Here is a 22,390-nt window from a genome sequence, read left to right as displayed (position 1 = left end):
ATCGCTTAGTGAGCGCCACCGCCGCCGCCGCCGGCACCAAAGGGTGGGCGCGCAAACCACACCAGCACCAGCAAGATCAAAAATACGCCCGCCGATGCCCAGAAGATCTCATTCGCCGAAATAATCAGTCCCTGATTGGTAATCTGCTGTGCGATATACGCCGATGCCTGCTGTTGGGTCATCCCCAAACTTTCCAGCTGGTCATACATCTGCTGTGAATTGACGTTGAACGGATTCACCGACTCCGACAAATAGCTGTGGTGCATTGATTCACGATTGCTCCACATGGTGGTGGTAATCGAGGTCCCGATAGAACCCGCCAGTGTACGCACGAAGTTCGACAGGCTCGATGCTGCAGCCATACGTTCCGGCGGTAAGCCCGAAAGCGTAATGGTGGTCAGCGGCATAAAGAAGCACGCCACTGCGAAGCCCTGAATAAACTGCGGCCACGCCGATGCACCAAAATCCATCCCCGGTTCAAACGTGTAGGCGCGCCAATAGAAGCACACGGCGTACATAATAAAGCTAAAGGTCACCAGCTTTCGCATATCCAGCTTATGTGCGAAACGACCAATGATCGGCGACAGGATGACTGGCAGAATGCCAACCGGCGCCGACGCCAATCCGGCCCAGGTGGCGGTGTAGCCATATACCTCCTGCAACAGCTGCGGCAGCAAGACGATTGAGCCGAAGTAGAGCATATACGCCAGGCTTATCGATAAGCAGCCAATGGTGAAATTGCGCATCTTGAACAACGACAAATCGACTATTGGGTGATCGTCGGTGAGCTCCCACACCAGCAACACCAGTAGCGCCACCACGGCGACCACCGTTAGCACAATGATTTCGCTGGAGCTAAACCAGTCGAGCTCTTTCCCGCGGTCGAGCATCACCTGCAGCGAACCAATGCCCACCACCAGCAGCACCAGACCAATCATATCGATCGGGCGGATTTCGGTTTTGGTTTCACGTCCGCGCAGCGTTTGCAGCGTCAGTAACACCACGACCACACCAATCGGCACGTTGATGAAGAAGATCCAGCCCCAGTGATAGTTGTCGCTAATCCAGCCGCCGAGAATCGGGCCACAGATGGGTGCCACAATCACCGTCATCGCCCACAGCGACAGCGCTACGCTGCGTTTCGCCGGGGGATAGTTATTGAGCAACAAACTCTGCGACAGCGGAATCAACGGGCCGGCCACCACGCCCTGAATGACGCGGAAGAAGATCAGCATTTCCAGGCTTTCGGACATGCCACAAGCCCAGGACGCGAGCACAAACAGGATGGTTGCCCAGGTAAACAGCTTCACTTCACCGATGCGTTTCGCCAGCCAGCCGGTAATAGGAATCGAGATGGCATTCGCCACCCCGAAAGAGGTAATCACCCACGTACCTTGTGAGTTCGAGGCACCGAGATTACCGGCGATAGTCGGAATCGCCACGTTAGCGATGGTGGAGTCGAGTACCTGCATAAACGTCGCCAGCGACAGGGCGATGGTCATCAGGACTAACGGCGCACCTTCAAGCGGTTTTTGTGCCATACCAGCCTCCCGCGGCGTTAGTCAGCGTTGGCACGAACGATGTCAGTAATCAGCTGGTTAACCGGCGCAAGGTCGATTGCCAAAGCATTACTTTCATAAGCGGCTTGTGGGCGTACAACACTCGCCAGCGTAGCGCCATCTTTGTTCTGCGTATCCACTTTCACCAGCGTAGAGAGACCAATACGCAGCGGATGCTCGGCAACTTGTTGTGCATCCAGCTCAATACGTACCGGCAGACGCTGAACCACTTTGATCCAGTTACCCGTGGCGTTTTGCGCCGGCAGCAGAGAGAAGGCGCTACCGGTACCCATATCAAGCCCCACCACTTTACCGTGATACTCCACGTCATCGCCGTAGATATCGCTGATTACCGTGGCCGATTGTCCAATACGTACGCCAGAAAGCTGCGTCTCTTTAAAGTTGGCATCAACCCATAGATTGGTGGCCGGAACTACCGCCAGCAGCGGAGTAGTAGAAGAGATCTGCGAGCCAACCTGCACGCTACGACGTGATATAAAGCCATCAATTGGGCTACGGATGTCGGTGCGCTGCAGCGCCAGCCAGGCATCACGCAGCTCAGCCGCACTTTGTTGTACCGCAGGCTGATTTTCCAGCGAAGTATTCAGGATCATCGCCTGATTGGCGTTATATTGCTGCACCGCAACATCCAGCTGTGCTTTCGCCGTGGCGACAGCATCACGCGAGTGTTGCAGCTCTTCGCGACCAATCAGGTTTGATGCACCCAGCGGCTCGCGGCGTTTCAGGTCAGCTTCGGCCTGATCCAGCGCGGTTTGCTGCAGCTTGATGGTGGCTTGATATTGCTTGCCATTGATCATCAGCTGATGGGTTTGACGCACGCTGGTGGCCAATGCGGTCTGCGCTTTTTCAAACGCCTGCTGCGCATCGGTTTTATCCAGCGAAACCAACACGTCACCTTTTTTGACCCTGTCAGTATTATCAAACCAAACTTTATTTACGCTGCCAGAAACCTGTGCCATCACCTGCACCTGGTTACCCGCCACATAGGCATCATCGGTTTCCTGGAAGTGACGCAGCACCAAATACCAGTAAGCCAGATACGAAATACCAATAATTACAAACACGATAGCCAGCAGGATCAGCACACCTTTGCGCTTCTTCTTTTTATTTGCTGGCTGTTGCGGGCTTTGAGCTTCCGCTGTCGCACTCATGTTGTTCTCCAGGTTGCCATTTAGTCGGGATGCGTTGATCCTTCAACACGGATGCCCGAGTCGAAAAAGCCAGCGCTGAAGCGCTGGCCGGATAAAAGGGGATTAAAATAGCGATTTCGGAAGGTGATTGTGTCGCACTTCTTGCTATTAGCGCGACAGAGAGGCGATAACCTGATCTTCGTCCATTTTATCCAGACGGTTAAGTAACTTACGGGTGATGGTTTCCAGCTGATCCTGCTCGTGAGTCGAGAGCGAAGACCACAGATATTGCAGACTCTGATGCTGTGGTGGCAGCAGCTGACGCAGGAACTCATTGCCTTTTTCGGTCAGGTGCAGGTGCAGGCAGCGACGATCGTTCTCGCTTTCACGGCGTTCAATCCAGCCACGCTTCTCCAGCTCATCGGCGATACGTGTGGCGTTGGTACGGGAGGAGCCTAATGCAGAACTGAGTTCCGATGGCTGAATGCTCTGATTTTCCTGCGCATCAAGGGTAATCAGCGCCATGAATAAGGTTTCGTTAATTCCCTGCGCCTTCAACATTTTGTTGCGATTATCCAGCAGTTTACCCTGCATATGCATACACAAGCGGGTCAGAATGATCTCCTGCAGCGGAAAATCTTTATGGCGGTTAGCACGGATGTTTAGCATCTGTTCAATGGGAGTAAACGAACTTTCCATTTTTAAAAAAACCTCTTAGTTGCAACTGGTATAGTAATGATGGTGACAGATAAAGCGTAGTCATATTTTCCGTGCGTGATTGTTCGCACGATCACATTGTCAACATCTGACATTCCAGGTTATTCCTTAACCCTGGGCATCTGGCCCTGACATACCGCCGGATAATAAGACGGATGATGTCATCAATTCGTTTCGGGAAACCTTTTTGCAGATAAATAATTTCGCGCGAAAAAATAACCCTGGTGAATAACTGCTCTGCTAACCATAACAAACCCAATCATTAATGAACAGTATCGCTCATCAGATAGTGCCCATCTTTACGATTTCTAAACACTTTTTCTGCCCAGGGAATGCAGGTAAATCAACGGCTTGGTTAACATGTTCTTAACAATGCCCACGCAACCCGGTTCTATCCACAGGCTGAAATTCAACAGTCAAAGCAGGAGCGTTCATTGCGCGGAAGTGAGAGAGATAATCATTTGTGGGTAATAGTAACCCAAAAAATTATTTCATTGATGGGTTAATTAACAGGACGTACCAGTGCGCTATAGCGCACGCTTCGCTTATCGAGAAGGGTAAACGAGAAAGGTTTGACGCTTTGTAGCGGCACGGTTTATCCAGTCTTTGGCTGCTGGAGCTTTTTTCTCATAAAAAACGGCGCGAAAAATCGCGCCGCCACACTACAAACGCTAATGTAAATCTGGCGTTTTAATGCGTTATTTAGCCGCCGCCAGCGCGTCCTGAATCCACTTATCAAATTCCGCCTGATGACCTTTAATCCAGCCATCGACGTGGCCGTTGATATCGGCTTCAGAAGCGTGACCAGCATGCATCGCTGCGTTTTCAGCATTGATATCGCTAATCGGCAGCTTCATCTCTGCAAACAATTTCGCCGCTGCCGGGTTCTTCTCGGTCCAGGCTTTGTTGGCCACGATGTGCATGGTGTTCACCGGGAAACCGTAGTTGGCACCATTGGCCAATTTAGTATCCACTTTGCTCTGCTCGCCAGGCAGGGAGGAGAACGGCACCTGCAGCCACACCACATCTTTACCCGGCTTCAGCACGTCGCTAACCCAATACGGGGTCCAGGTGTAATAGAACACCGGTTTACCCTGCTTAAAGCGCGTAATGGTATCGGCGATCATCGCCGAATAATTACCCTGATTATGTTCAACGGTGTTGCTCAGCTTATAAGCATCGATCTGGTGATTAATCACCGCTTCACAACCCCAGCCCGGCGTACAGCCGGTCAAATCCGCTTTACCATCGCCGTTGGTATCAAACAGTTTGGCGATTTTTGGATCTTTTAGCTGCTCGATATTGGTGATGTGGTACTGCTCAGCGGTTTTCTTATCGATCAGATACCCCTGCGCAGCACCACCCACGTAGGTGCCCTGACGATAAAATTTCGCATCGCCGCCCGCCGCTTTATACATATCATCGTGCAGCGGCTGCCAGTTGGTGGCAATAAAGGTGGCATCGCCAGCAGCGATGGTGGTGTAAGCCACGTTGTAATCAATCTCGCTGGGTTTATCGACGGTATAGCCGAGCTTTTCCAGCGCACGGCTCACCAGCAGCGTCTGAAAGGTCTCTTCAGAAATGGTGCTCTGAGTCGGTTTTACGGTAATGCCTTTACCCGGCAGGTCGGCGGCGGACACGTGCGTCGCGGCGAACGTCGTCAGGACGGCGGCGAATAGAGCTGTCTTGCGCATAGTCATTCCTTATTTTACGTGTTACGTCGGAGACGAGCGATCCCGGCGGATCGCTCATTAAAATCAGGCTTTTTTACTGAAAGGGCGGAGCAGCAGACCCAGCGGCCCGGTGCTATACCAGTGACGACTGCCACGGCTGCGGCTGTCGCGGCCCATCGACTGCGTCAGACGATCAAGGATAATGGCGAGAATAACGATGCCCACGCCGCCCACGGTGGCGAGGCCCATATCGAGACGTCCAATGCCACGCAGTACCATCTGGCCAAGGCCGCCAACGGCAATCATCGAGGCGATCACCACCATCGACAACGCCAGCATTAGCGTCTGGTTCACGCCCGCCATGATGGTGGGCATCGCCAGCGGCAGCTGTACTTTAAACAGCATCTGACGCGGGCTGGCGCCGAAGGATTCACTTGCTTCAATCAGGTCGGCTGGCACCTGCTTAATGCCGAGAATGGTCAGTCGCACAATCGGCGGCAGCGCAAAGATAATGGTCACCACCACGCCCGGCACGTTACCGATACCGAACAGCATGACAATAGGCACCAAATAGACGAACGCCGGCGTAGTCTGCATCGCATCCAGCAGCGGACGAATAATGCGCGCGGCACGTTCGCTGCGCGCCAGCCAGATGCCAAGCGGCAAGCCGATCACGATACAGAACAGCAGGGCGGTCAGCACCAGCGCTAATGTCACCATCGCCTGCGACCAGGCGCCAATCGCACCAATCGCAATCAGCGAGACAAGCGTCGCAATCCCCATCGCTGGGCTAGCAATCTGCCAGGCGATCAGCGCAAACACCACGATCGCCACCGGCGCAGGCATACCGAGCAGCAACTGCTGGAACGCGCTGAGAATGTAATCCACCGGCACGCGAATGCCCTGAAACAGCGGGCGAAAATGGCTCACCACCCAGTCGATGCCTTCGGTTACCCAGCTATCGAGTGGAATCCAGGTTTTATGGAACGGGTCCAAGATGTTGAAATGCTCAGGTGCGGGAGCGGGTGCGCTGCTGAGCCAGTCGCTGCTGCTCGCTGCATGACTGGCAGCGTCGTGCCCGCCGCTGCTGGCGGCCGCCGGATCGCCCCACGCATCGGCAGAGCCGTTCGCTGAACCGCTATCTGCGGGGGCGGCACTGCCGCTCGCCCAGGGATCGCTGTTACTGGCTGCGGCGTTGGCATCAGGCGTTGAGGGTTGCTGCGTGGTCTGGCTGGCGCTATCCCACGGATTAGACGTTTGTTCACTCATGATTGGGCTCCTTCACGATCTAAAGCGCGCAACAGCATGCTTTTCGAAATGATACCGACATACTGATTCTCTTCACTGACGACCGGCACCGCGCAGGGCGCTTGCGCCACATGGGAGAGCAGATCGTTGAGGGAAGTATCGGCAGGAACCGCTAACGGCGTTTCCAGCAGTGCGCTATCCAGCCCTTCACCGGCCGCCAGGGCAGCTTTCAATGAATCGGTAGAAACCACGCCGACAAACTTCTGTTTTTCCAGCACATAGCCATATTCTCGATCTTCATCCTGCAACAGCTTGATGGCAGATCGCGGACCAAAACCGGCGGCTTTACGAATCAGGGAACCAGCGCTACGACGGGCAATGTCTTTAGCGCTGAACACATGGCTAATATCGACGCCACGGAAGAAGGTGCGCACATAATCGTTGGCAGGATTATTGAGGATTTCATCCGGCGTGCCGACCTGAACGACTTCGCCGCCTTGCATAATCGCAATACGATCGCCAATACGCATGGCTTCATCAAGGTCGTGAGAAATAAATACGATAGTACGCTGATGTTTCGCCTGCAGTTTTACCAGCTCATCTTGCATTTCAGTACGAATAAGCGGATCAAGTGCCGAGAAGGCTTCATCCATCAGTAAAATATCCGGATTAATGGCCAACGCGCGGGCTAATCCTACACGCTGACGCATGCCACCAGAAAGTTCGTCTGGATACGAATGGGCATAATTATCCAGGCCAACCTGACGCAAAGCATCCAGCGCTTTTTCCTGACGCTCCTGCAACGGTACGCCGGCTAATTCCATGCCAAAAGCAGCATTATTTAGTACGGTCATGTGTGGCATGAGTGCGAAGGATTGAAATACCATGCTGATCTTATTTCTGCGGACTTCACGCAGTTCCGCATCCGATATTTTGGCGATATCGACACCGTCTATAATTACCTGGCCACGGGTGGGCTCGATCAGACGATTGAGAAGGCGAACCATGGTGGACTTACCAGAACCTGAGAGCCCCATGATGACGAAGATCTCGCCTTCTTCAATGGCCAGACTGGCATTCTTAACGCCGACGGAGAGACCGGTTTTCGCCAGAATACTCTCTTTGCTTTCGCCTTTATCAATCAGCTTAAATGCCTTTTCGGGATTATCCCCAAATACCTTATATAAATTCTTTACTTCGAGTTTAATTGCCATGCAGTAATTAATTTCCCGGTTAAATGTTTAACTATTTCTTGTTGTGGTCCTGATTAAATTTAAGCGCCCTATACCCTAGCATAGTGAAATTATCTGACAACCCTGAATGGCGATATTTGGCGGCGCGCGTCTGCACGAATAGCTAAAAACGCCAGTGCTCACAAGGGATGAGCGTGGATTAATTTTTTATGAAAGAGAGTGTGATTTATTGCTATTTCGCAACAGAAATGGTGTCAATGGCGTGAAAAAAGATATGCAGAATGAAAATAGAGCGGGAATATATGGGCGTTTTTTCGTTATTAATAAATCAATGTAGGAGTTCAATGTAGGGTGCGCATTAATGCGCACCGGGAATCCTGGTCGCCATGAATGGCGACCCTACAAGAGCAGAGCGTTATTTGATAAATACGCTTAGAAGTTCCAGTCTTCGTCTTCGGTCTCTACTGCTTTCCCCATAACATAGGAAGAGCCGGAACCTGAGAAGAAGTCATGGTTTTCATCGGCGTTTGGCGACAGCGCAGAGAGAATTGCCGGGTTAACCGCAGTCAGCTCCGCCGGGAACAGCGCTTCATAACCAAGGTTCATCAACGCTTTATTGGCGTTGTAGTGCAGGAAGGTTTTCACCTCTTCCGCCCAGCCTACTTCACCGTATAAGGCTTCGGTATACACCACTTCGTTTTCATACAGCGCCAGCAGCAAATCAATCGCGAACTGCTGCAGCTCTTCGCGTCGGCCAGCATCGACGTTCTCTAACGCTTTTTGGTACTTGTAACCGATGTAGTAGCCGTGCACCGCTTCGTCACGAATGATCAGCCGGATCAGGTCGGCGGTGTTGGTCAGCTTGCCACGGCTCGACCAATACATTGGCAGCCAGAAACCGGAGTAGAACAGGAACGATTCAAGGAACACGCTGGCGATTTTTTTCTTCAGCGGATCTTCGGCGCGATAGTGCTCCAGCACAATCTTCGCCTTGTTCTGTAAGGCTTGATTCTCTTCGCTCCAGCGATAGGCCGCATCGACATCCGCGGTATTACACAGCGTGGAGAAAATCGAGCTGTACGAACGCGCATGCACCGCTTCCATAAAGGAGATGTTGGAGAGCACCGCCTCTTCGTGTGGCGTAATAGCGTCTTCCATCAGGCCCGGTGCGCCGATCACGTTCTGGATGGTGTCGAGCAGCGTCAGGCCGGTAAATACCCGAATAGTCAGCTGCTGCTGCTGGTGGTCCAGCGACTGCCAAGCTGGCAGATCGTTGGAGAGCGGCACTTTTTCCGGCAGCCAGAAGTTGCTGGTCAGGCGGTTCCACACTTCGAGGTCTTTCTCATCCTGGATGCGGTTCCAGTTAATCGCTTGGATTTGTTTTAGTTGCATAGTTTTTATCACAGTGAGCAGGAGACGCAGCCCTGCACCTCGGTGCCTTGAAGCGCCATCTGGCGCAGACGAATGTAATAGAGCGTTTTGATACCTTTCTTCCACGCATAAATCTGCGCTTTGTTGATATCGCGCGTAGTCACGTCATCGCGGAAGAACAGGGTTAATGACAAGCCTTGATCGACGTGCTGCGTGGCTTCGGCGTAGGTATCAATAATCGCTTCCGGACCAATCGAGTACGCATCCTGATAAAGGTCGAGATTGTCGTTGGTCATAAACGGTGCCGGATAATAGACGCGGCCGGTTTTGCCCTCTTTACGAATCTCAATGCGCGACACGATCGGGTGAATGCTTGAAGTGGCGTGGTTGATGTACGAGATCGAACCGGTTGGCGGAATCGCCTGCAGGTTCTGGTTGTATAACCCATGCTGCATTACCGCTTCGCGCAGCGCTTGCCAATCAGCCTGCGTCGGCAGGGCAATCCCGGCATCGGCAAACAGTTGTGCCACGCGCGCGGTGCGCGGCTGCCAGGCTTGCTCGACATACTTATCGAAATATTTGCCATTGGCGTATTGCGACTCGGCGAAACCGTCGAAACTCTTCTGGTGTTCCTGCGCCAGCAGATTCGAGGTGCGCACGGCGTAATAGGTGACACAGTAGAAGTAGAGATTGGTAAAATCCAGCGCTTCTTCTGAACCGTACGCCATACCTTCACGCGCCAGATAACCGTGCAGGTTCATCTGACCAAGGCCAATCGCATGCGAACGACGATTACCTTCCGCTACCGATGGCACCGAGTTAATCTCACTCATTTCAGAGACGGCGGTCAGCGCGCGCACCGCGGTTTCCACGGTCTGCGCCAGATTGCGTGAATCCATGGCATGCGCAATGTTGAGCGAGCCGAGGTTGCAGGAGATATCCTTGCCGACGCGGCGATAGCTGAGATCGTCATAGAACTCGCTGGCGCTGTTGACCTGCAAAATTTCGGAACACAGGTTGCTCATGTTGATGCGGCCGGCAATCGGGTTGCTGCGGTTAACGCTATCCTCGAACATGATGTACGGATAGCCCGATTCAAACTGAATCTCCGCCAGCGTCTGGAAGAAATCGCGCGGTTTAATGAACGTCTTGGTGATGCGATCGTCTGCCAGCATTTCGTCATAAAGCTCGCTGATGCTGATATCACCAAACGCCTTGCCGTAAATACGCTCAACATCGTACGGCGAGAACAGCGCCATATCGCGATTCTCTTTCGCCAGCTGGAAAGTGATATCCGGGATCACCACGCCAAGCGACAGGGTTTTGATACGAATTTTCTCGTCAGCGTTTTCGCGTTTGGTATCGAGGAAGCGGAAAATGTCCGGATGGTGGGCATTCAGCCACACCGCGCCCGCGCCCTGACGCGCACCAAGCTGGTTAGCGTAGGAAAACGCGTCTTCCAGCATTTTCATTACCGGAATCACGCCGGACGATTGGTTTTCAATACGCTTAATCGGCGCACCGGATTCACGCAGGTTTGAGAGCAAAAACGCTACGCCGCCGCCGCGTTTGGACAGCTGCAACGCGGAATTCACCGCGCGTCCAATCGATTCCATGTTGTCTTCGATGCGCAGCAGGAAGCAGGAGACCAGCTCGCCGCGCTGCTGCTTACCGCAGTTGAGGAAGGTTGGCGTAGCGGGCTGGAAGCGGCCGCTAAGCATCTCCGCCAGTAACTCTCGCGCTAAGGTTTCATTGCCACGAGCCAGCGTCAGCGCCACCATGCAGGCGCGCTGTTCAAAACTTTCCAGATAGCGCTTGCCGTCGAATGTTTTCAGCGTGTAGCTGGTGTAAAACTTCCACGCACCCAGGAAGGTGTGAAAACGGAAACTCGCTGCGTCCGCTTCGTCGTGCAGCTGACACAGGAAATCGAAAGCGTACTGATTCAGCACGTCGGCTTCGTAGTAGCCTTCGGCCACCAGATAGCGCAGGCGCTCGCCTGCCGAGGCGAACTGCACGGTGTTGGGCTGCACATGTTGCAGGAAGAACTGACGCGTGGCTTCGTGATCTTTGCTGAACTGGATGCGGCCATCGGCATCATACAGGTTCAGCATCGCGTTGAGCGCGTGATAGTCCAGCTGCGTGCTGTTCAGGGTGTCTGTCGTTGCCAAAATTGGGTCACTCCCGCTTTTACATTAGCGATATCGTCGGGGGTTCCCATTAGCTCAAAGCGGTAGAGATAGGGAACCTGACATTTCTGCGCAATGATGTCGCCCGCCAGGCAATAGCCTTCACCAAAGTTGCGGTTACCGGCAGCAATCACCCCGCGGATCCCGCGTCGGTTGGCATCATCATTGAGGAATTGAATCACTTGTCTGGGCACTGCGCCGCGCGAACTGCCGCCGCCGTAGCTCGGCACCACTAAAATATAGGGCTGTTCAATATGCAGGTGCTGCGTGCCGTCAACCGGAATGCGGCGGGCGGGCAGGCCCAGACGAGTAATGAATCGGTGCGTGTTTTCCGACTGGCTAGAAAAGTACACCAGTGGAAACATGGCCTTATCCCCCGACTGTCGCGAGCTGGCGCAGACCGGCGATTTTATCGGGGCGGAAGCCACTCCAGTGATCGTCATGCGTCATCACCACCGGCACCTGGCGATAGCCGAGAGATTTGAGGTTGTCGATCGCTTCGGGTTGGGTATCAAGGTTGATCAGCTGGTAATCGATACCTTTGCGGTCCATGGCATTTTTTGTCGCATTGCACTGGACACAGTTGTCTTTGGTGTAAATAATAATGCGCATGATTCGTATTTCCCTTTGATTGCGGTCAGATTGCGAGATACGAAGCAAAATCCGGTTTGCATCGAACTTCGTCCTTGACGACATTTGGTAGCTGGTTGATGAGTTAGATACTAGATGTAGTGCTCTTTAGGGTCAAGCCCACCAGATATAGGGTTTTGTTATTTTGATCTTCAGATAATCGCTAAGTCCAGAGATCATGCGCCTTCCAGGCCGGAAAAATTTTTTGTAAAGGGAATGAGGTGGGAGATTAGGTCGAATTTTGTGCGGTTTGGCCCTCACCCTAACCCTCTCCCGCAAGCGGGCGAGGGGATAGTTAGGTGGTACTCAATAGTTTTTTTACGAAGCGCGATCGGCCCTTTCTCCCGCAAGCGGGCGAGGGGATAGTTAGGTGGTACTCAATAGTTATTTACGAAGCGCGATCGGCTCTTTCTCCCGCAAGCGGGCGAGGGGATAGTTAGGTGGTACTCAATAGTTATTTACGGAGCGCGATCGGCTCCTTCTCCCGCAAGCGGGCGAGGGGATAGTTAGGTGGTACTCAATAGTTTTTTTACGAAGCGCGATCGGCCCCTTCTCCCGCTTGCGGGAGAAGGTTGGGATGAGGGAAAGCGCGCACAGATCGCACCCACAAAAAAGCCCCGCACGAGGCGAGGCTATTTACCTGCACTGGCAAGCTTATCGGCGAGAAGACACCAACAGCGCGCCGAGCACCAGACCGACTGCAGCACCCACACCAACGCCGTGCCACGGTTTGTCATGTACATAGGCATCAACCTGCGTACCCGCATCACGTGCCGCTTGTGACACGCGACTCTGTCCGCCGCTCAGTTTGGCACGCGTCTGTTTCAGCAACGCCTGCGCCTGGCTGCGTGCATTATCAACCTCATCTTTAGCTTCACTGCCATAAGATTTAAGTAACGCCTCTAGCGAATCGGCCAGTTCGTTTACATCCTGATTGATATCAATGTCATCGTTTTTTGCGCTTCGATTAAACATTTTTTAGCTCCCTTTGATTTAAAACGTAATACTGAGTGTAGACGAAGCGTGACTAAACGCAGGGATGTGCCAGGCTTTAGGGAAAATTCCGAATGCCCATGCCATCCTGCTGTTGTAAGGTTGCGGGGCTGTGAGAAGAGAGGAGCAAGCATGTATTTACGACCCGATGAGGTAGCACGCGTACTAGAGAAAGCGGGCTTCGAAATGGATACCCAGACGCCAAAGATTTACGGTTATCGTCGCGGCGAAAACTATGTCTACGTCAATCGTGAAGCGCGTATGGGACGTACTGCGTTGATTATTCACCCTACGCTGAAAGAGAAAAGCCACGGCTTTGCTGAACCGGCGTCGGAAATGAAAACCTGCGATCACTACACCCAATTCCCGCTCTATTTAATGGGCGATTCGCAGGAGCATTACGGCATTCCGCACGGCTTCAGCTCGCGCGTGGCGCTTGAGCGTTATCTGCAGGGCGTTTTCGGCGCCTGATGCTGCGCCCCGTATTCGCGGGGCCGCACACCTTTCCCCTAAATCCTTACCTTCTGCCACGTTGCAAATCGTCACGCCGACGCGTATAACCCTGTGTCCATATAGATGTTCAGACGTCCATACGGATAATATTGATGCAAACTCAGGATCTTCCTCCACAGGAAAACTTTAAGCGCACCATGAAGGTACGGCATCTGGTCATGCTGTCGCTGGGCGGTGTGATTGGTACCGGATTGTTTTTCAATACCGGTTACATCATTTCAACTACCGGCGCTGCCGGTACCTTGCTGGCCTATCTGATTGGCGCGCTGGTGGTATGGCTGGTGATGGTGTGCCTCGGCGAACTGGCGGTGGCGATGCCGGAAACCGGCGCGTTCCACGTCTATGCTGCACGTTATCTCAGCCCGGCAACCGGTTATACCGTCGCCTGGCTGTATTGGCTGACCTGGACGGTTGCGCTGGGATCCAGCCTGACTGCCGCCGGCTTTTGTATGCAGTACTGGTTCCCGAGCGTGCCGGTATGGCTGTGGTGCTTGGTGTTCTGTGGCGCCATTTACCTGTTAAATATCGTCTCGACGCGTTTCTTTGCCGAAGGCGAATTTTGGTTCTCCATCATCAAAGTGGTTACCATCATCGCCTTTATTATCCTTGGCGCGGGCGCGATCTTCGGTTTTATTCCGATGAAAGATGGCAGCGCGGCGCCGGGATTACACAATCTCACCGCATCAGGCTGGCTGCCACACGGCACCTTGCCGATTCTGATGACCATGGTGGCGGTGAACTTCGCTTTCTCCGGCACGGAATTGATCGGTATCGCCGCCGGTGAAACCGAACAGCCACAAAAAGCGCTGCCGCTGGCGATCCGTACCACGGTTGCACGCTTGATCATCTTCTTTATCGGCACGGTGTTCGTGCTGGCGGCACTGATCCCGATGGATCAGGCGGGCATTGTCAAAAGTCCGTTTGTGCTGGTATTTGAAAAGATCGGCATCCCTTACGCGGCGGATATGTTTAACTTTGTGATTCTGACCGCCATCCTGTCAGCGGCTAACTCCGGCTTGTACGCTTCCGGCCGCATGCTGTGGTCGCTGGCCAATGAGAACACCTTGCCGCGCTGTTTTGCGCGCGTGAACCGGCGTGGCATTCCGGTGCTGGCGTTAACGGTAAGCATGCTGGGCGGGCTGCTGGCGCTATTCTCAAGCGTGATTGCGGCGGACACGGTGTTTGTCGCACTGTCGGCGATTGCGGGTTTTGCCGTGGTGGCAGTGTGGTTGAGTATTTGCGCCTCGCATTATGTGTTTCGTCGTCGCCATCTGCAGGCGGGCGGCACATTGCAACAGCTTGCCTATCGCGCGCCGCTTTATCCGCTCACGCCGATTCTCGGTTTCCTGTTGTGCTTGTTAGCATGCGTCGGTTTAGCGTTCGATCCGTCGCAGCGTATTGCGCTATGGTGCGGCATTCCCTTTGTGCTGTTCTGCTATGCCGCCTACCATGTCACGCAACGACGTAAATCATCTCTTAAGGCTGAGGAGGCCAACGATGCCGCGTAATCCCATCGCCCAGGCACTAACCCACACTGACACGCTGATTCTGGATGGTGCGCTGGCCACCGAACTGGAGGCGCGCGGCTGCAATCTGGCCGATGCGCTGTGGTCGGCCAAAGTGCTGATGGAAAATCCTGAGCTGATTTATCAGGTGCATCACGATTATTTTGCCGCAGGTGCGCATGTAGCAATCACCGCCAGCTATCAGGCCACGCCGCAGGGGTTTGCCGCGCGTGGATTAGATGAAGCGCAGGCGCTGGTCCTGATCAAACAAAGCGTGCAGCTGGCGCAGCGTGCGCGCGACGACTATCGCGCATCATCTGCCAGCACCGCACCGCTGTTGGTGGCCGGTTCTGTCGGGCCGTACGGTGCGTTTCTGGCCAATGGCGCCGAGTATCGCGGTGATTACGCGCTGCCGGAAGAGGAGATGAAAGCGTTCCATCGTCCACGCGTGAAGGCGTTGCTGGAGGCGGGTGTTGATCTGCTGGCGTGTGAAACGCTGCCGTCGTTTGCCGAAGCGCAGGCGCTGATAAGCTTGCTGGCCGAGTTCCCTGACAGTTGCGCATGGTTCTCCTTTACCCTGCGCGACGCTGAGCACATCAGCGATGGAACGCCGCTGAGCCAAGTGGCCGAGCTGGTGAATGGCGCGCCGCAGGTGCTAGCAATTGGCATCAACTGCGTGGCGCTGGAGAGCGTAACGCCAGCCCTGCGCAACTTGCAGGCGCAGAGCGATAAGCCACTGCTGGTTTATCCCAACTCCGGTGAGCAGTACGATGCCAGCAGCAAAACCTGGCACTCGGCACCGTCGGGTTGCACGCTGCACGACAAGTTCCACGAATGGCAACAGGCCGGCGCGCGTCTGATTGGCGGCTGCTGCCGCACCACACCGCAGGATATCGCGGCGATTGCCGCCTGTTGTCAACCGTAATAAAGCGCAGAAAAGCATCAGTACTAGCGCGATTAAGCTCAGAAGGGCGGGGTAAACTCTCCTTTCTGATGCTGAAGCGGACCTGCTATGAACCTGCGACACCTTTTTCCTGCCTGTGCGCTGCTGTTGAGCGGTTGCGCCACCATTGTCGGCACTGAAACGCAACCGGTAAAAATTGACTCTGTGCCGCAAGGCGCACGTTTCACCGTGCAAGATGAGACCGGCCGCGCGGTAGCGCAGGGGTATACGCCGCAAACCGTCGAGCTGGCAAAATCCACCGGTAACTACTTTGGCAAGAAGCATTATCAGGTGATGCTGGAGAGTCCGGGCTACGTGCCGGTAACGCTGCCGATCGAGGCCAACGCGAATCTGTGGTATTTGATCGGCAATATCCCGCTGCTGGGCTTCCCCGGCTGGCTGCTGGTCGATCCTTTCTATGGCGGCATGTACAATCTCAAACCTGAACATCCGCAGCCGAAGCTGAACGTAGTAGGCGCGCGCGGCTGATATTCAGGTGCGCATGAATGCGCACCCTACGAAAACCCGGCTGCATTAACGTAGGGTCGCCATTCATAACGACCAAATCGTCATCACTGCGCGGTAGGTTTCACCATCGCCGTGGCGGGTTTATGCTGCGCCAGATATTGCTGCTGGAAAATGCACATGCGGATAGTATTGCGGTACTCGCCATTAATGAAAAATTCGTGCTTCAGCACGCCTTCCACTTCAAAGCCGAGCTTGGTGTAGATGTGAATCGCCTTCTTATTCTCCTGATCAACAATCAGATAGAGTTTGTAGAGATTCAGCACCGAAAAACCGTAATCCATGGCTAACTTTGCCGCTTTGGTGGCTAATCCTTTGCCCTGATGAGAGGGATCGATAATGATCTGGAACTCTGCGCGGCGATGCACGTGATTAATTTCGACCAGCTCCACCAGACCCGCTTTATGCCCATCATGCTCCACGACAAAACGACGCTCGGTTTGATCGTGAATATGTTTGTCATACAGATCGGAAAGCTCGACAAACGCTTCATAAGGCTCTTCAAACCAGTAACGCATCACGCTGGCGTTGTTATCTAATTGGTGCACAAAGCGCAAATCTTCCCGCTCCAGCGGACGTAACTTAACCGTCATACGGTGTTCCTTGTGGTTGAATGTTGCTCCACAATGCGGCCCTGTGCCATACGCGCCGCGCGATCGCACATGTGATCGATCACGTCGGGATCGTGGCTGACCAGCACCATGGTTAACCCATCTTTCTGTTTCAGATCGTTGAGCAGGTTGAGGATCTCGGCCTGCACTGACATATCCAGCGCCGAAGTCGGCTCATCCAGCAGCAGGATTTTCGGCTCCAGCAGCAGGGCACGCACAATGGCTACGCGCTGACGCTGGCCGCCCGAAAGCTGATGCGGATAACGATCCGCCAGCGCCGGATCCAACCCGACATGGCGGAAACCGGCGTTAATACGATCGTCGATATTATCACGCTTCAGCATTTTCAGCGGCTCTGCCAGGGTGCGGCGCAGACGATGACGTGGATGCAGCGAGGCATATGGATCTTGAAATACCATCTGCACATCGCGGCGCAACTGTCCGGTAAACGCTTTGCCCGGTTGCACGACGGTGTTTGCCAGCGACATGCTGCCGCTCCAGTGCGGATTCAATCCGGCCAGCACCCACAGCAGCGACGACTTGCCGCAGCCCGACGGACCGACCAGACCAAAGCATTCCCCCGCGGCCACCTGCAGCGACACATCGTGCACTACGGTGCGCAGCTCGTAACCTTGCTTGTGCGACACGCTCAGGTTGGCTAACTCAATCATAATTTCTCTCCAGCGCGGCACGGTCTAGCACCGGTAAACGTTCGCCGTGCGTGGCTTTGCTCGGACGACAGGCCCACAACGTGCTGGTGTAAGGATGGCTGGCGTTGGACAGCTCAGACGCCGGCAAGGTATCCAGCACCCGGCCCTGATACATCACCATCACGCGTTCGCAGTGTTCGGCAACCTGTTGCAGATCGTGGCTGATCAGCAGCAAACCCATATTGCGCTGTTCTACTAAACGGCGAATCAGCGCCAGCACCTGATCGCGCATAGCATGATCGAGCGCCGACGTCGGTTCATCGGCAATCAGCAATTCGGGATCGGTAATCAGGGCGATCGCCAGCATCACGCGTTGTCCCATGCCGCCAGAGAGTTGATGCGGATAGCGCTTCATTAACTGACGCGGATCGGGCAAGCCGACCGCATCGAGCATTTCACACACCTTCTCTTTGCGCTCGGCGCGGCTCAATTTGTGGTGCAGCACCAGCGGCTCTTCCACCTGCCAGCCAATGGTGCGCGTGGGATTGAGCGCGTATTTTGGATCCTGCATCACCATCGCCACTTTACTGCCGCGCAGCTGGATCCAGTCGCGCTCGCGCAGGCTCAATGCATCGGTGCCGACAATCTGCAAACGGTCGGCCTGCAGCTGCAGCGAAGGCGACAGCAAGCCCATTAGCGTGCGGGCGGTCAGCGATTTACCGGAACCGGATTCCCCCACTAGCGCAACGCGTTCGCGGCCAATTTGAAAGCCGATATTGTCAACCAGCAGCGCATCATCGCTGCGGATCGTCAGGCCTTGTACATCAATTAACAGGTCATTTGGCATGGCGAGTATCCAGTCGATCGCGCAGGCCATCGCCTGTCAGGTTAAACGCCAGGCTGGCGAACAGAATGGCTCCGCCGGGCGCGGCGGCAACCCACCATTGGTCGAAAATCACTTTACTGCCTTCGGCCACCATCGAACCCCATTCGGCGGTTGGCGGTTGCACGCCCATGCCGAGGAAGCCCAATCCGGCGGCAGACAAAATAATACCGCCGAGGCTCAGCGCGGCGCGTACCACCGCCGTTGGCATACACAACGGCAGAATGTGGCCAAACATCAGGCGCAAGCCGGTGATGCCCTGCATCCGCGCGGCCGCAAGATAATCACTGCGGCGCAGCGCCAGCGTTTCGGCACGCGCCTGACGCGCGAACGGCGGCCAGCTGGTGAGCGCCAGCGCCAGCGCGCCATTCATCAAACCAGGACCAAGCATGGCGACCAGCGCCAGCGCGATCACCAGATTCGGCAGCGACAGGAAGATATCGGTGATGCGCATTAATACGCGTTCGGTCCAGCCGCCCACGTAACCGGCAGTGATGCCGACCAGCAGGCCAACCGGAATGGTCAGCACCAGAATCAGCGACACCAGCAGCAACGTCGGGCGCGCACCATAAATCACGCGCGACAGCAAATCGCGGCCAAAGCCATCGGTGCCGAACCAGTGCAGCGCCGACGGCGCTTGTAAACGCTGGGAGATGATCTGCGCATTGGGATCAAACGGCGCCAGCAAGGGGGCGAACAGCGCCATCGCCACCACAATCACCACCAGCGTCAGGCCGATAGTGAGCGAGGTCACGCGGGCGCGACGGCGGCGCGGGCGCAGCGTTTCCAGTTCAGAGAGTTGTTGAGTCATCGGGTTCTCGGATCGGTTAACCAGGTCAGGGCGTCGGCCAGCGCGTTGAGCAGAATGAAGCAGCTGCCAATCAGCAAGGTCGAGCCGAGAATCGCCGGTACATCAGAGGAAAACAGCGCGTTAGTCATATAACGACCGACGCCCGGCCAGGCAAATACCGTTTCGGTCAATACCGAACCTTCCAGCAGCGTGGCGTAGGAGAGGGCGATGACGGTAATCAGCGTGCCCAGCACGTTAGGGAAAATATGGCGCAGCAGGATGCGGCTGCGGCTGGCGCCTTTGGCGCGCGCCAGTACCACATACTCTTTGTTGCTCTCTTCCAGCAGCGCAGCGCGCAGCAGGCGCGTAATGCCCGCCATCGCCAGCAGACCAAGAATCACCACCGGCAGCCACAGGTGGGCAATCGCATTGCGGAACATGTCGGGATCGCCGGACATCCAGCTATCAATCAGCACAAAGCCGGTTTTCGGCTCCAGCGTGTAGATCCAGATGTCGTCGAGCTGGCCCGGTCCGGCCGACCAGTGCAGCACGGCGTAAAACAGCAGCAACCCCAGCAAACCGAGCCAGAACACCGGCACAGAATAGCCGAGTAGCGAAACAAAACGCGCGATGTTGTCGATAATGCTACCCGGTTTCCACGCTGCCAGCAGCGCCAGGGCAATGCCGAACACCGCGGCAAAAATCATCGCGCAGGTCGCCAATTCGATGGTGGCCGGGAAAGTACGCATCAGGTCGGCGCTGACTGGTTGATTGGTGAGATGCGACAAGCCGAGGTCGCCGCGCGCCAGATGGCTGATATAGCGCCAGAACTGCACCAGCACCGGCTGATCGAGCCCGAGATCGTGGCGTACCTGCGCATAGGTGGCCTCGCTGGCGTGATCGCCGGCGATCTGCTGCACCGGATCGACAGGCGACAGATGCGACAGCATAAAAGTGAACGCTAACAAACCGAGCAGCGTCACCAGCAGAGAAAGCAGGCTGGTGACGAGGTGGCTAACGCGTTGCCAGAGCGGCCGGGCGAACCCGGCCTGTGAAGCTGACACTGCCATTACTTAGAAACCTGCGAGTAATACACCATGTCTGGGTTGATGCCCTGCACATAGCCTTGCAGATTGTCGCGCAGCGCAATCAGGTTTTTTGCCTGCAAGCCAATCACATACGGCGAGTTTTTCAGCACTTCACGCTGCATCGCCTGATACAGCTCAACGCGCTTATTGGTATCGCTCTCGGCGGTGGCGGCCAGGGTTTGCTTGTTCAGCTCTGGAATGTGCCAGTCAGAACGGTACGCCACGGTTTTACTGCCATCTTCCGGGTTGTAGGCGAAGGAAGCGGCGTTGGTGTTCGGATCGAAATAGTCCGCGCCCCAGGCGTTCAGAGTGGCTTGATATTTGTGCGCTTTCACGCGGGTAGAGACTTCCGAACTCAGGCCCGGCTGCACTTCTACTTTCACACCACCTTTAGCGAAGCTGCCCTGCAACGCCTGTGCGATATCGAGATAAGGTGGCTGGTTGCTGGTGGAGAGCGTAAAGCTGACGTTGGTCAGGCCGGCTTTCTTCAGAATCGCTTTGGCTTTCTCAGGATCGTAGCTGTATGGCGTGTCGTTAATTGCACCGAGGAAACCTTTCGGCAGGAAAGTTTGGTGCACGTCGAACTGGCCTTTCAGCAGGTCGTTGGCGATGCCTTTATAATCGAACAGGTAACGTGCCGCTTCCCACAGTGCCGGGTTTTTCAACACCGGGTTATCGCCGGTATTGAACTGAATGTAATAGAGCGACGCCATAGGAATGGCTTCCGTCTTCACGCCCGCTTTGCCTTTTAATGAGGCAATCTGGTCGGCACCAAGGTTACGTGCGATATCCACATCACCTTGTTCCAGCAGCAGGCGACGCGCAGCCGGTTCCGGCACGTTTTTGATCAGGATATTTTTCAGCTTCGGTGCGCCCGCTGGAGAGGTTGGGTTCGCCGCCAGCAGAATCGCTTCATGCAGCACCACTTTGCGAATCTGATACGGGCCGCTGCCGGCCGAATGGGTGCCGAGCCAGGCGTGGCCAAAGTCGCCGTTTTTCGCATTCGCCTGCGCGGTTTTCTCATCCACAATTGAGGAGACTGGCGCAGACAGCAGGCTCAGTACATAGGCCGGGCTGACGTTGGCGCTCCAGCTAATCTGTACATGATTGTCATCGACCTTTTTCAGGAAGGTATCAACATTGTCTTTATTCCAGCCGAGCTGGGTAAGAATAAAGGAGGGATCGAGGTTCAGTTTAACTACGCGACCGAGTGAGAAGATGACGTCTTCCGGACGCAGCGGGTTGCCGCTGGCGAACTGTGCGCCTTTGCGTAGTTCAAACGTCAGGCTGCGATTATCATCGCCGGCTTTCCAGGAGGTGGCCAGCGTTGGCTGCAAATCGGTGGGATTAGTGGGATCGGACTGAACCAGACGTTGATAGATGTTAGTGAACGCTTGCACCGTCGTGAGCTCAAAGCCCTGGGCGGGATCGAAGCTATCGGCATCATCCGTTGACTGCGCAATAACCAGAGTATCTTTTGGTGTTGCTGCCTGAACCGAGAAGGCGGCCGCCAGCGATAGCGCCAGCAGTGAGGGAATGATTTTTTTCATGTTGTTTCCTTGCCTTAAAAAGTAACGCGAGTTTACGAGAGCGCGGCAGTGAAGAATAGTCAATTTGAGGCTATGCATATGCATTAATGGTCTAAGTCGTGTGGTTCAGTTATAAGGCTTGTTCTAGACCTAAAGCTGTTTGCCCGGTGAGCATAAATGCGCACCCTACGAAAAACAAATTTCCTTGTAGGGTCGCTATTAATGGCGACCGGAATAGTTAATATCAACTCAACTACAACGGAATTTAAATGAGTGTTGAGTTACAGATAATTAACTTTACTTCGCCTTTGCCAGGAATATAATAGCCGCAATTTCAAAGCAGGAGAATTCAGTTGGACAGTCACCCTTTTAGATGGCAACACAAGGCAAGCTGACGCGCGAATTCTTTTGTCGCTGCTTGCCACTATGGCGGGCAGCAATCCTCCTTTTTCTGATGATTGTTCCCTCTTATACTACACTGTAGCGGGCTAAAGCCCGTGGGAATAGCATCATGCACATGATTTTAAACGCACTTTTCCCTCCGCCTCGATGCGCGCGCTGAATCTCAGCGTGCTAAATTTCCCTGCGCACGAGTCAGGTTGTTACTGACTTATTGCGTGGTGTTTTCCATC

General features: G+C 54.7%; 21 protein-coding genes. 4 read left to right on the top strand and 17 right to left on the bottom strand.

Going from position 1 to position 22,390, the window contains the following annotated elements; all coding sequences use genetic code 11:
- Positions 1–5: 5 nt before the first annotated feature.
- The 11 genes from emrB to ACIP6T_RS11205 all read right to left on the bottom strand — a co-directional run bounded on the left by emrB (position 6) and on the right by ACIP6T_RS11205 (position 12,703).
- Complete coding sequence (gene emrB, locus ACIP6T_RS11255; protein ID WP_097096330.1) at positions 6–1,541, bottom strand: multidrug efflux MFS transporter permease subunit EmrB; 1,536 nt, start codon at positions 1,539–1,541, stop codon at positions 6–8.
- Positions 1,542–1,558: 17 nt separating this feature from the next.
- Positions 1,559–2,731 carry a multidrug efflux MFS transporter periplasmic adaptor subunit EmrA gene (gene emrA / locus ACIP6T_RS11250; protein ID WP_345828620.1) on the bottom strand — a complete coding sequence of 391 codons (1,173 nt, stop codon included), beginning with the start codon at positions 2,729–2,731 and terminating at the stop codon, positions 1,559–1,561.
- A 147-nt stretch (positions 2,732–2,878) separates the two neighbouring features.
- Positions 2,879–3,409 carry a transcriptional repressor MprA gene (gene mprA / locus ACIP6T_RS11245; protein ID WP_400456985.1) on the bottom strand — a complete coding sequence of 177 codons (531 nt, stop codon included), beginning with the start codon at positions 3,407–3,409 and terminating at the stop codon, positions 2,879–2,881.
- 716 nt (positions 3,410–4,125) lie between these two features.
- A complete protein-coding gene (proX, locus tag ACIP6T_RS11240) occupies positions 4,126–5,127 on the bottom strand; it encodes a glycine betaine/L-proline ABC transporter substrate-binding protein ProX (RefSeq protein ID WP_370659793.1) in 1,002 nt (333 codons plus the stop codon).
- A 57-nt stretch (positions 5,128–5,184) separates the two neighbouring features.
- Positions 5,185–6,369, bottom strand: a complete 1,185-nt coding sequence (gene proW, locus ACIP6T_RS11235; RefSeq protein ID WP_400456982.1) for a glycine betaine/L-proline ABC transporter permease ProW — start codon at positions 6,367–6,369, stop codon at positions 5,185–5,187.
- Complete coding sequence (gene proV / locus ACIP6T_RS11230; RefSeq protein WP_345828626.1) at positions 6,366–7,562, bottom strand: glycine betaine/L-proline ABC transporter ATP-binding protein ProV; 1,197 nt, start codon at positions 7,560–7,562, stop codon at positions 6,366–6,368. The genes proW and proV overlap by 4 nt, the downstream gene beginning before the upstream one ends.
- A 411-nt stretch (positions 7,563–7,973) precedes the next feature.
- The gene (gene nrdF, locus ACIP6T_RS11225) at positions 7,974–8,933 is read right to left on the bottom strand and encodes a class 1b ribonucleoside-diphosphate reductase subunit beta (RefSeq protein WP_400456980.1); all 960 of its coding nucleotides are present in this window, start codon (positions 8,931–8,933) and stop codon (positions 7,974–7,976) included.
- Positions 8,934–8,941: 8 nt separating this feature from the next.
- Positions 8,942–11,080: a class 1b ribonucleoside-diphosphate reductase subunit alpha gene (nrdE, locus tag ACIP6T_RS11220; protein WP_400456979.1), complete on the bottom strand. Its 2,139-nt coding sequence runs from the start codon at positions 11,078–11,080 to the stop codon at positions 8,942–8,944.
- Positions 11,059–11,463: a class Ib ribonucleoside-diphosphate reductase assembly flavoprotein NrdI gene (nrdI, locus tag ACIP6T_RS11215; protein ID WP_097096336.1), complete on the bottom strand. Its 405-nt coding sequence runs from the start codon at positions 11,461–11,463 to the stop codon at positions 11,059–11,061. Before nrdI ends, nrdE begins: the two co-directional genes overlap by 22 nt.
- Positions 11,464–11,467: 4 nt before the next feature.
- Positions 11,468–11,710, bottom strand: coding sequence for a glutaredoxin-like protein NrdH (gene nrdH / locus ACIP6T_RS11210; protein WP_400456977.1), 243 nt, complete (start codon positions 11,708–11,710; stop codon positions 11,468–11,470).
- A 672-nt stretch (positions 11,711–12,382) separates the two neighbouring features.
- The gene (locus ACIP6T_RS11205) at positions 12,383–12,703 is read right to left on the bottom strand and encodes a DUF883 family protein (protein ID WP_097096338.1); all 321 of its coding nucleotides are present in this window, start codon (positions 12,701–12,703) and stop codon (positions 12,383–12,385) included.
- A gap of 150 nt (positions 12,704–12,853) precedes the next feature.
- Here ACIP6T_RS11205 and ACIP6T_RS11200 point away from each other — a divergent pair, with 150 nt between their 5' ends.
- The 4 genes from ACIP6T_RS11200 to ACIP6T_RS11185 all read left to right on the top strand — a co-directional run bounded on the left by ACIP6T_RS11200 (position 12,854) and on the right by ACIP6T_RS11185 (position 16,171).
- Entirely contained in the window at positions 12,854–13,192 is a 339-nt protein-coding gene (locus ACIP6T_RS11200) for a DUF2002 family protein (RefSeq protein ID WP_007886422.1), read from the top strand.
- Between the two features lie 134 nt (positions 13,193–13,326).
- The gene (gene mmuP, locus ACIP6T_RS11195) at positions 13,327–14,742 is read left to right on the top strand and encodes an S-methylmethionine permease (RefSeq protein WP_400456974.1); all 1,416 of its coding nucleotides are present in this window, start codon (positions 13,327–13,329) and stop codon (positions 14,740–14,742) included.
- Positions 14,732–15,664 carry a homocysteine S-methyltransferase gene (gene mmuM / locus ACIP6T_RS11190; RefSeq protein ID WP_400456972.1) on the top strand — a complete coding sequence of 311 codons (933 nt, stop codon included), beginning with the start codon at positions 14,732–14,734 and terminating at the stop codon, positions 15,662–15,664. The genes mmuP and mmuM overlap by 11 nt, the downstream gene beginning before the upstream one ends.
- An 87-nt stretch (positions 15,665–15,751) precedes the next feature.
- The gene (locus ACIP6T_RS11185) at positions 15,752–16,171 is read left to right on the top strand and encodes a hypothetical protein (protein WP_400456970.1); all 420 of its coding nucleotides are present in this window, start codon (positions 15,752–15,754) and stop codon (positions 16,169–16,171) included.
- An 83-nt stretch (positions 16,172–16,254) separates the two neighbouring features.
- Here the strand turns inward: ACIP6T_RS11185 and speG are convergent, their stop codons facing one another.
- Genes speG through ACIP6T_RS11155 form a run of 6 tightly spaced genes read right to left on the bottom strand, consistent with a single transcriptional unit; the run spans position 16,255 to position 21,779 of the window.
- Positions 16,255–16,800 (bottom strand): spermidine N1-acetyltransferase, encoded by a 546-nt coding sequence (gene speG, locus ACIP6T_RS11180; RefSeq protein WP_007886431.1) that lies wholly within the window; start codon positions 16,798–16,800, stop codon positions 16,255–16,257.
- Complete coding sequence (locus tag ACIP6T_RS11175; RefSeq protein WP_400456968.1) at positions 16,797–17,489, bottom strand: ABC transporter ATP-binding protein; 693 nt, start codon at positions 17,487–17,489, stop codon at positions 16,797–16,799. The genes speG and ACIP6T_RS11175 overlap by 4 nt, the downstream gene beginning before the upstream one ends.
- Positions 17,482–18,315 carry an ABC transporter ATP-binding protein gene (locus ACIP6T_RS11170; protein WP_097096343.1) on the bottom strand — a complete coding sequence of 278 codons (834 nt, stop codon included), beginning with the start codon at positions 18,313–18,315 and terminating at the stop codon, positions 17,482–17,484. Before ACIP6T_RS11170 ends, ACIP6T_RS11175 begins: the two co-directional genes overlap by 8 nt.
- Entirely contained in the window at positions 18,305–19,162 is an 858-nt protein-coding gene (locus tag ACIP6T_RS11165; protein ID WP_400456965.1) for an ABC transporter permease, read from the bottom strand. Before ACIP6T_RS11165 ends, ACIP6T_RS11170 begins: the two co-directional genes overlap by 11 nt.
- Positions 19,159–20,211, bottom strand: coding sequence for an ABC transporter permease (locus ACIP6T_RS11160; RefSeq protein ID WP_400456963.1), 1,053 nt, complete (start codon positions 20,209–20,211; stop codon positions 19,159–19,161). The genes ACIP6T_RS11165 and ACIP6T_RS11160 overlap by 4 nt, the downstream gene beginning before the upstream one ends.
- Positions 20,211–21,779, bottom strand: coding sequence for an ABC transporter substrate-binding protein (locus ACIP6T_RS11155; RefSeq protein WP_097096345.1), 1,569 nt, complete (start codon positions 21,777–21,779; stop codon positions 20,211–20,213). Before ACIP6T_RS11155 ends, ACIP6T_RS11160 begins: the two co-directional genes overlap by 1 nt.
- Between the last annotated feature and the right edge of the window lie 611 nt (positions 21,780–22,390).

Origin of the sequence: Pantoea sp. NPDC088449, from assembly GCF_044753225.1 — a bacterium.
GTDB lineage: Bacteria > Pseudomonadota > Gammaproteobacteria > Enterobacterales > Enterobacteriaceae > Pantoea > Pantoea floridensis.
Note: the sequence above shows the minus strand (reverse complement) of the source record. Positions and strands in the feature narration are given on the sequence as shown.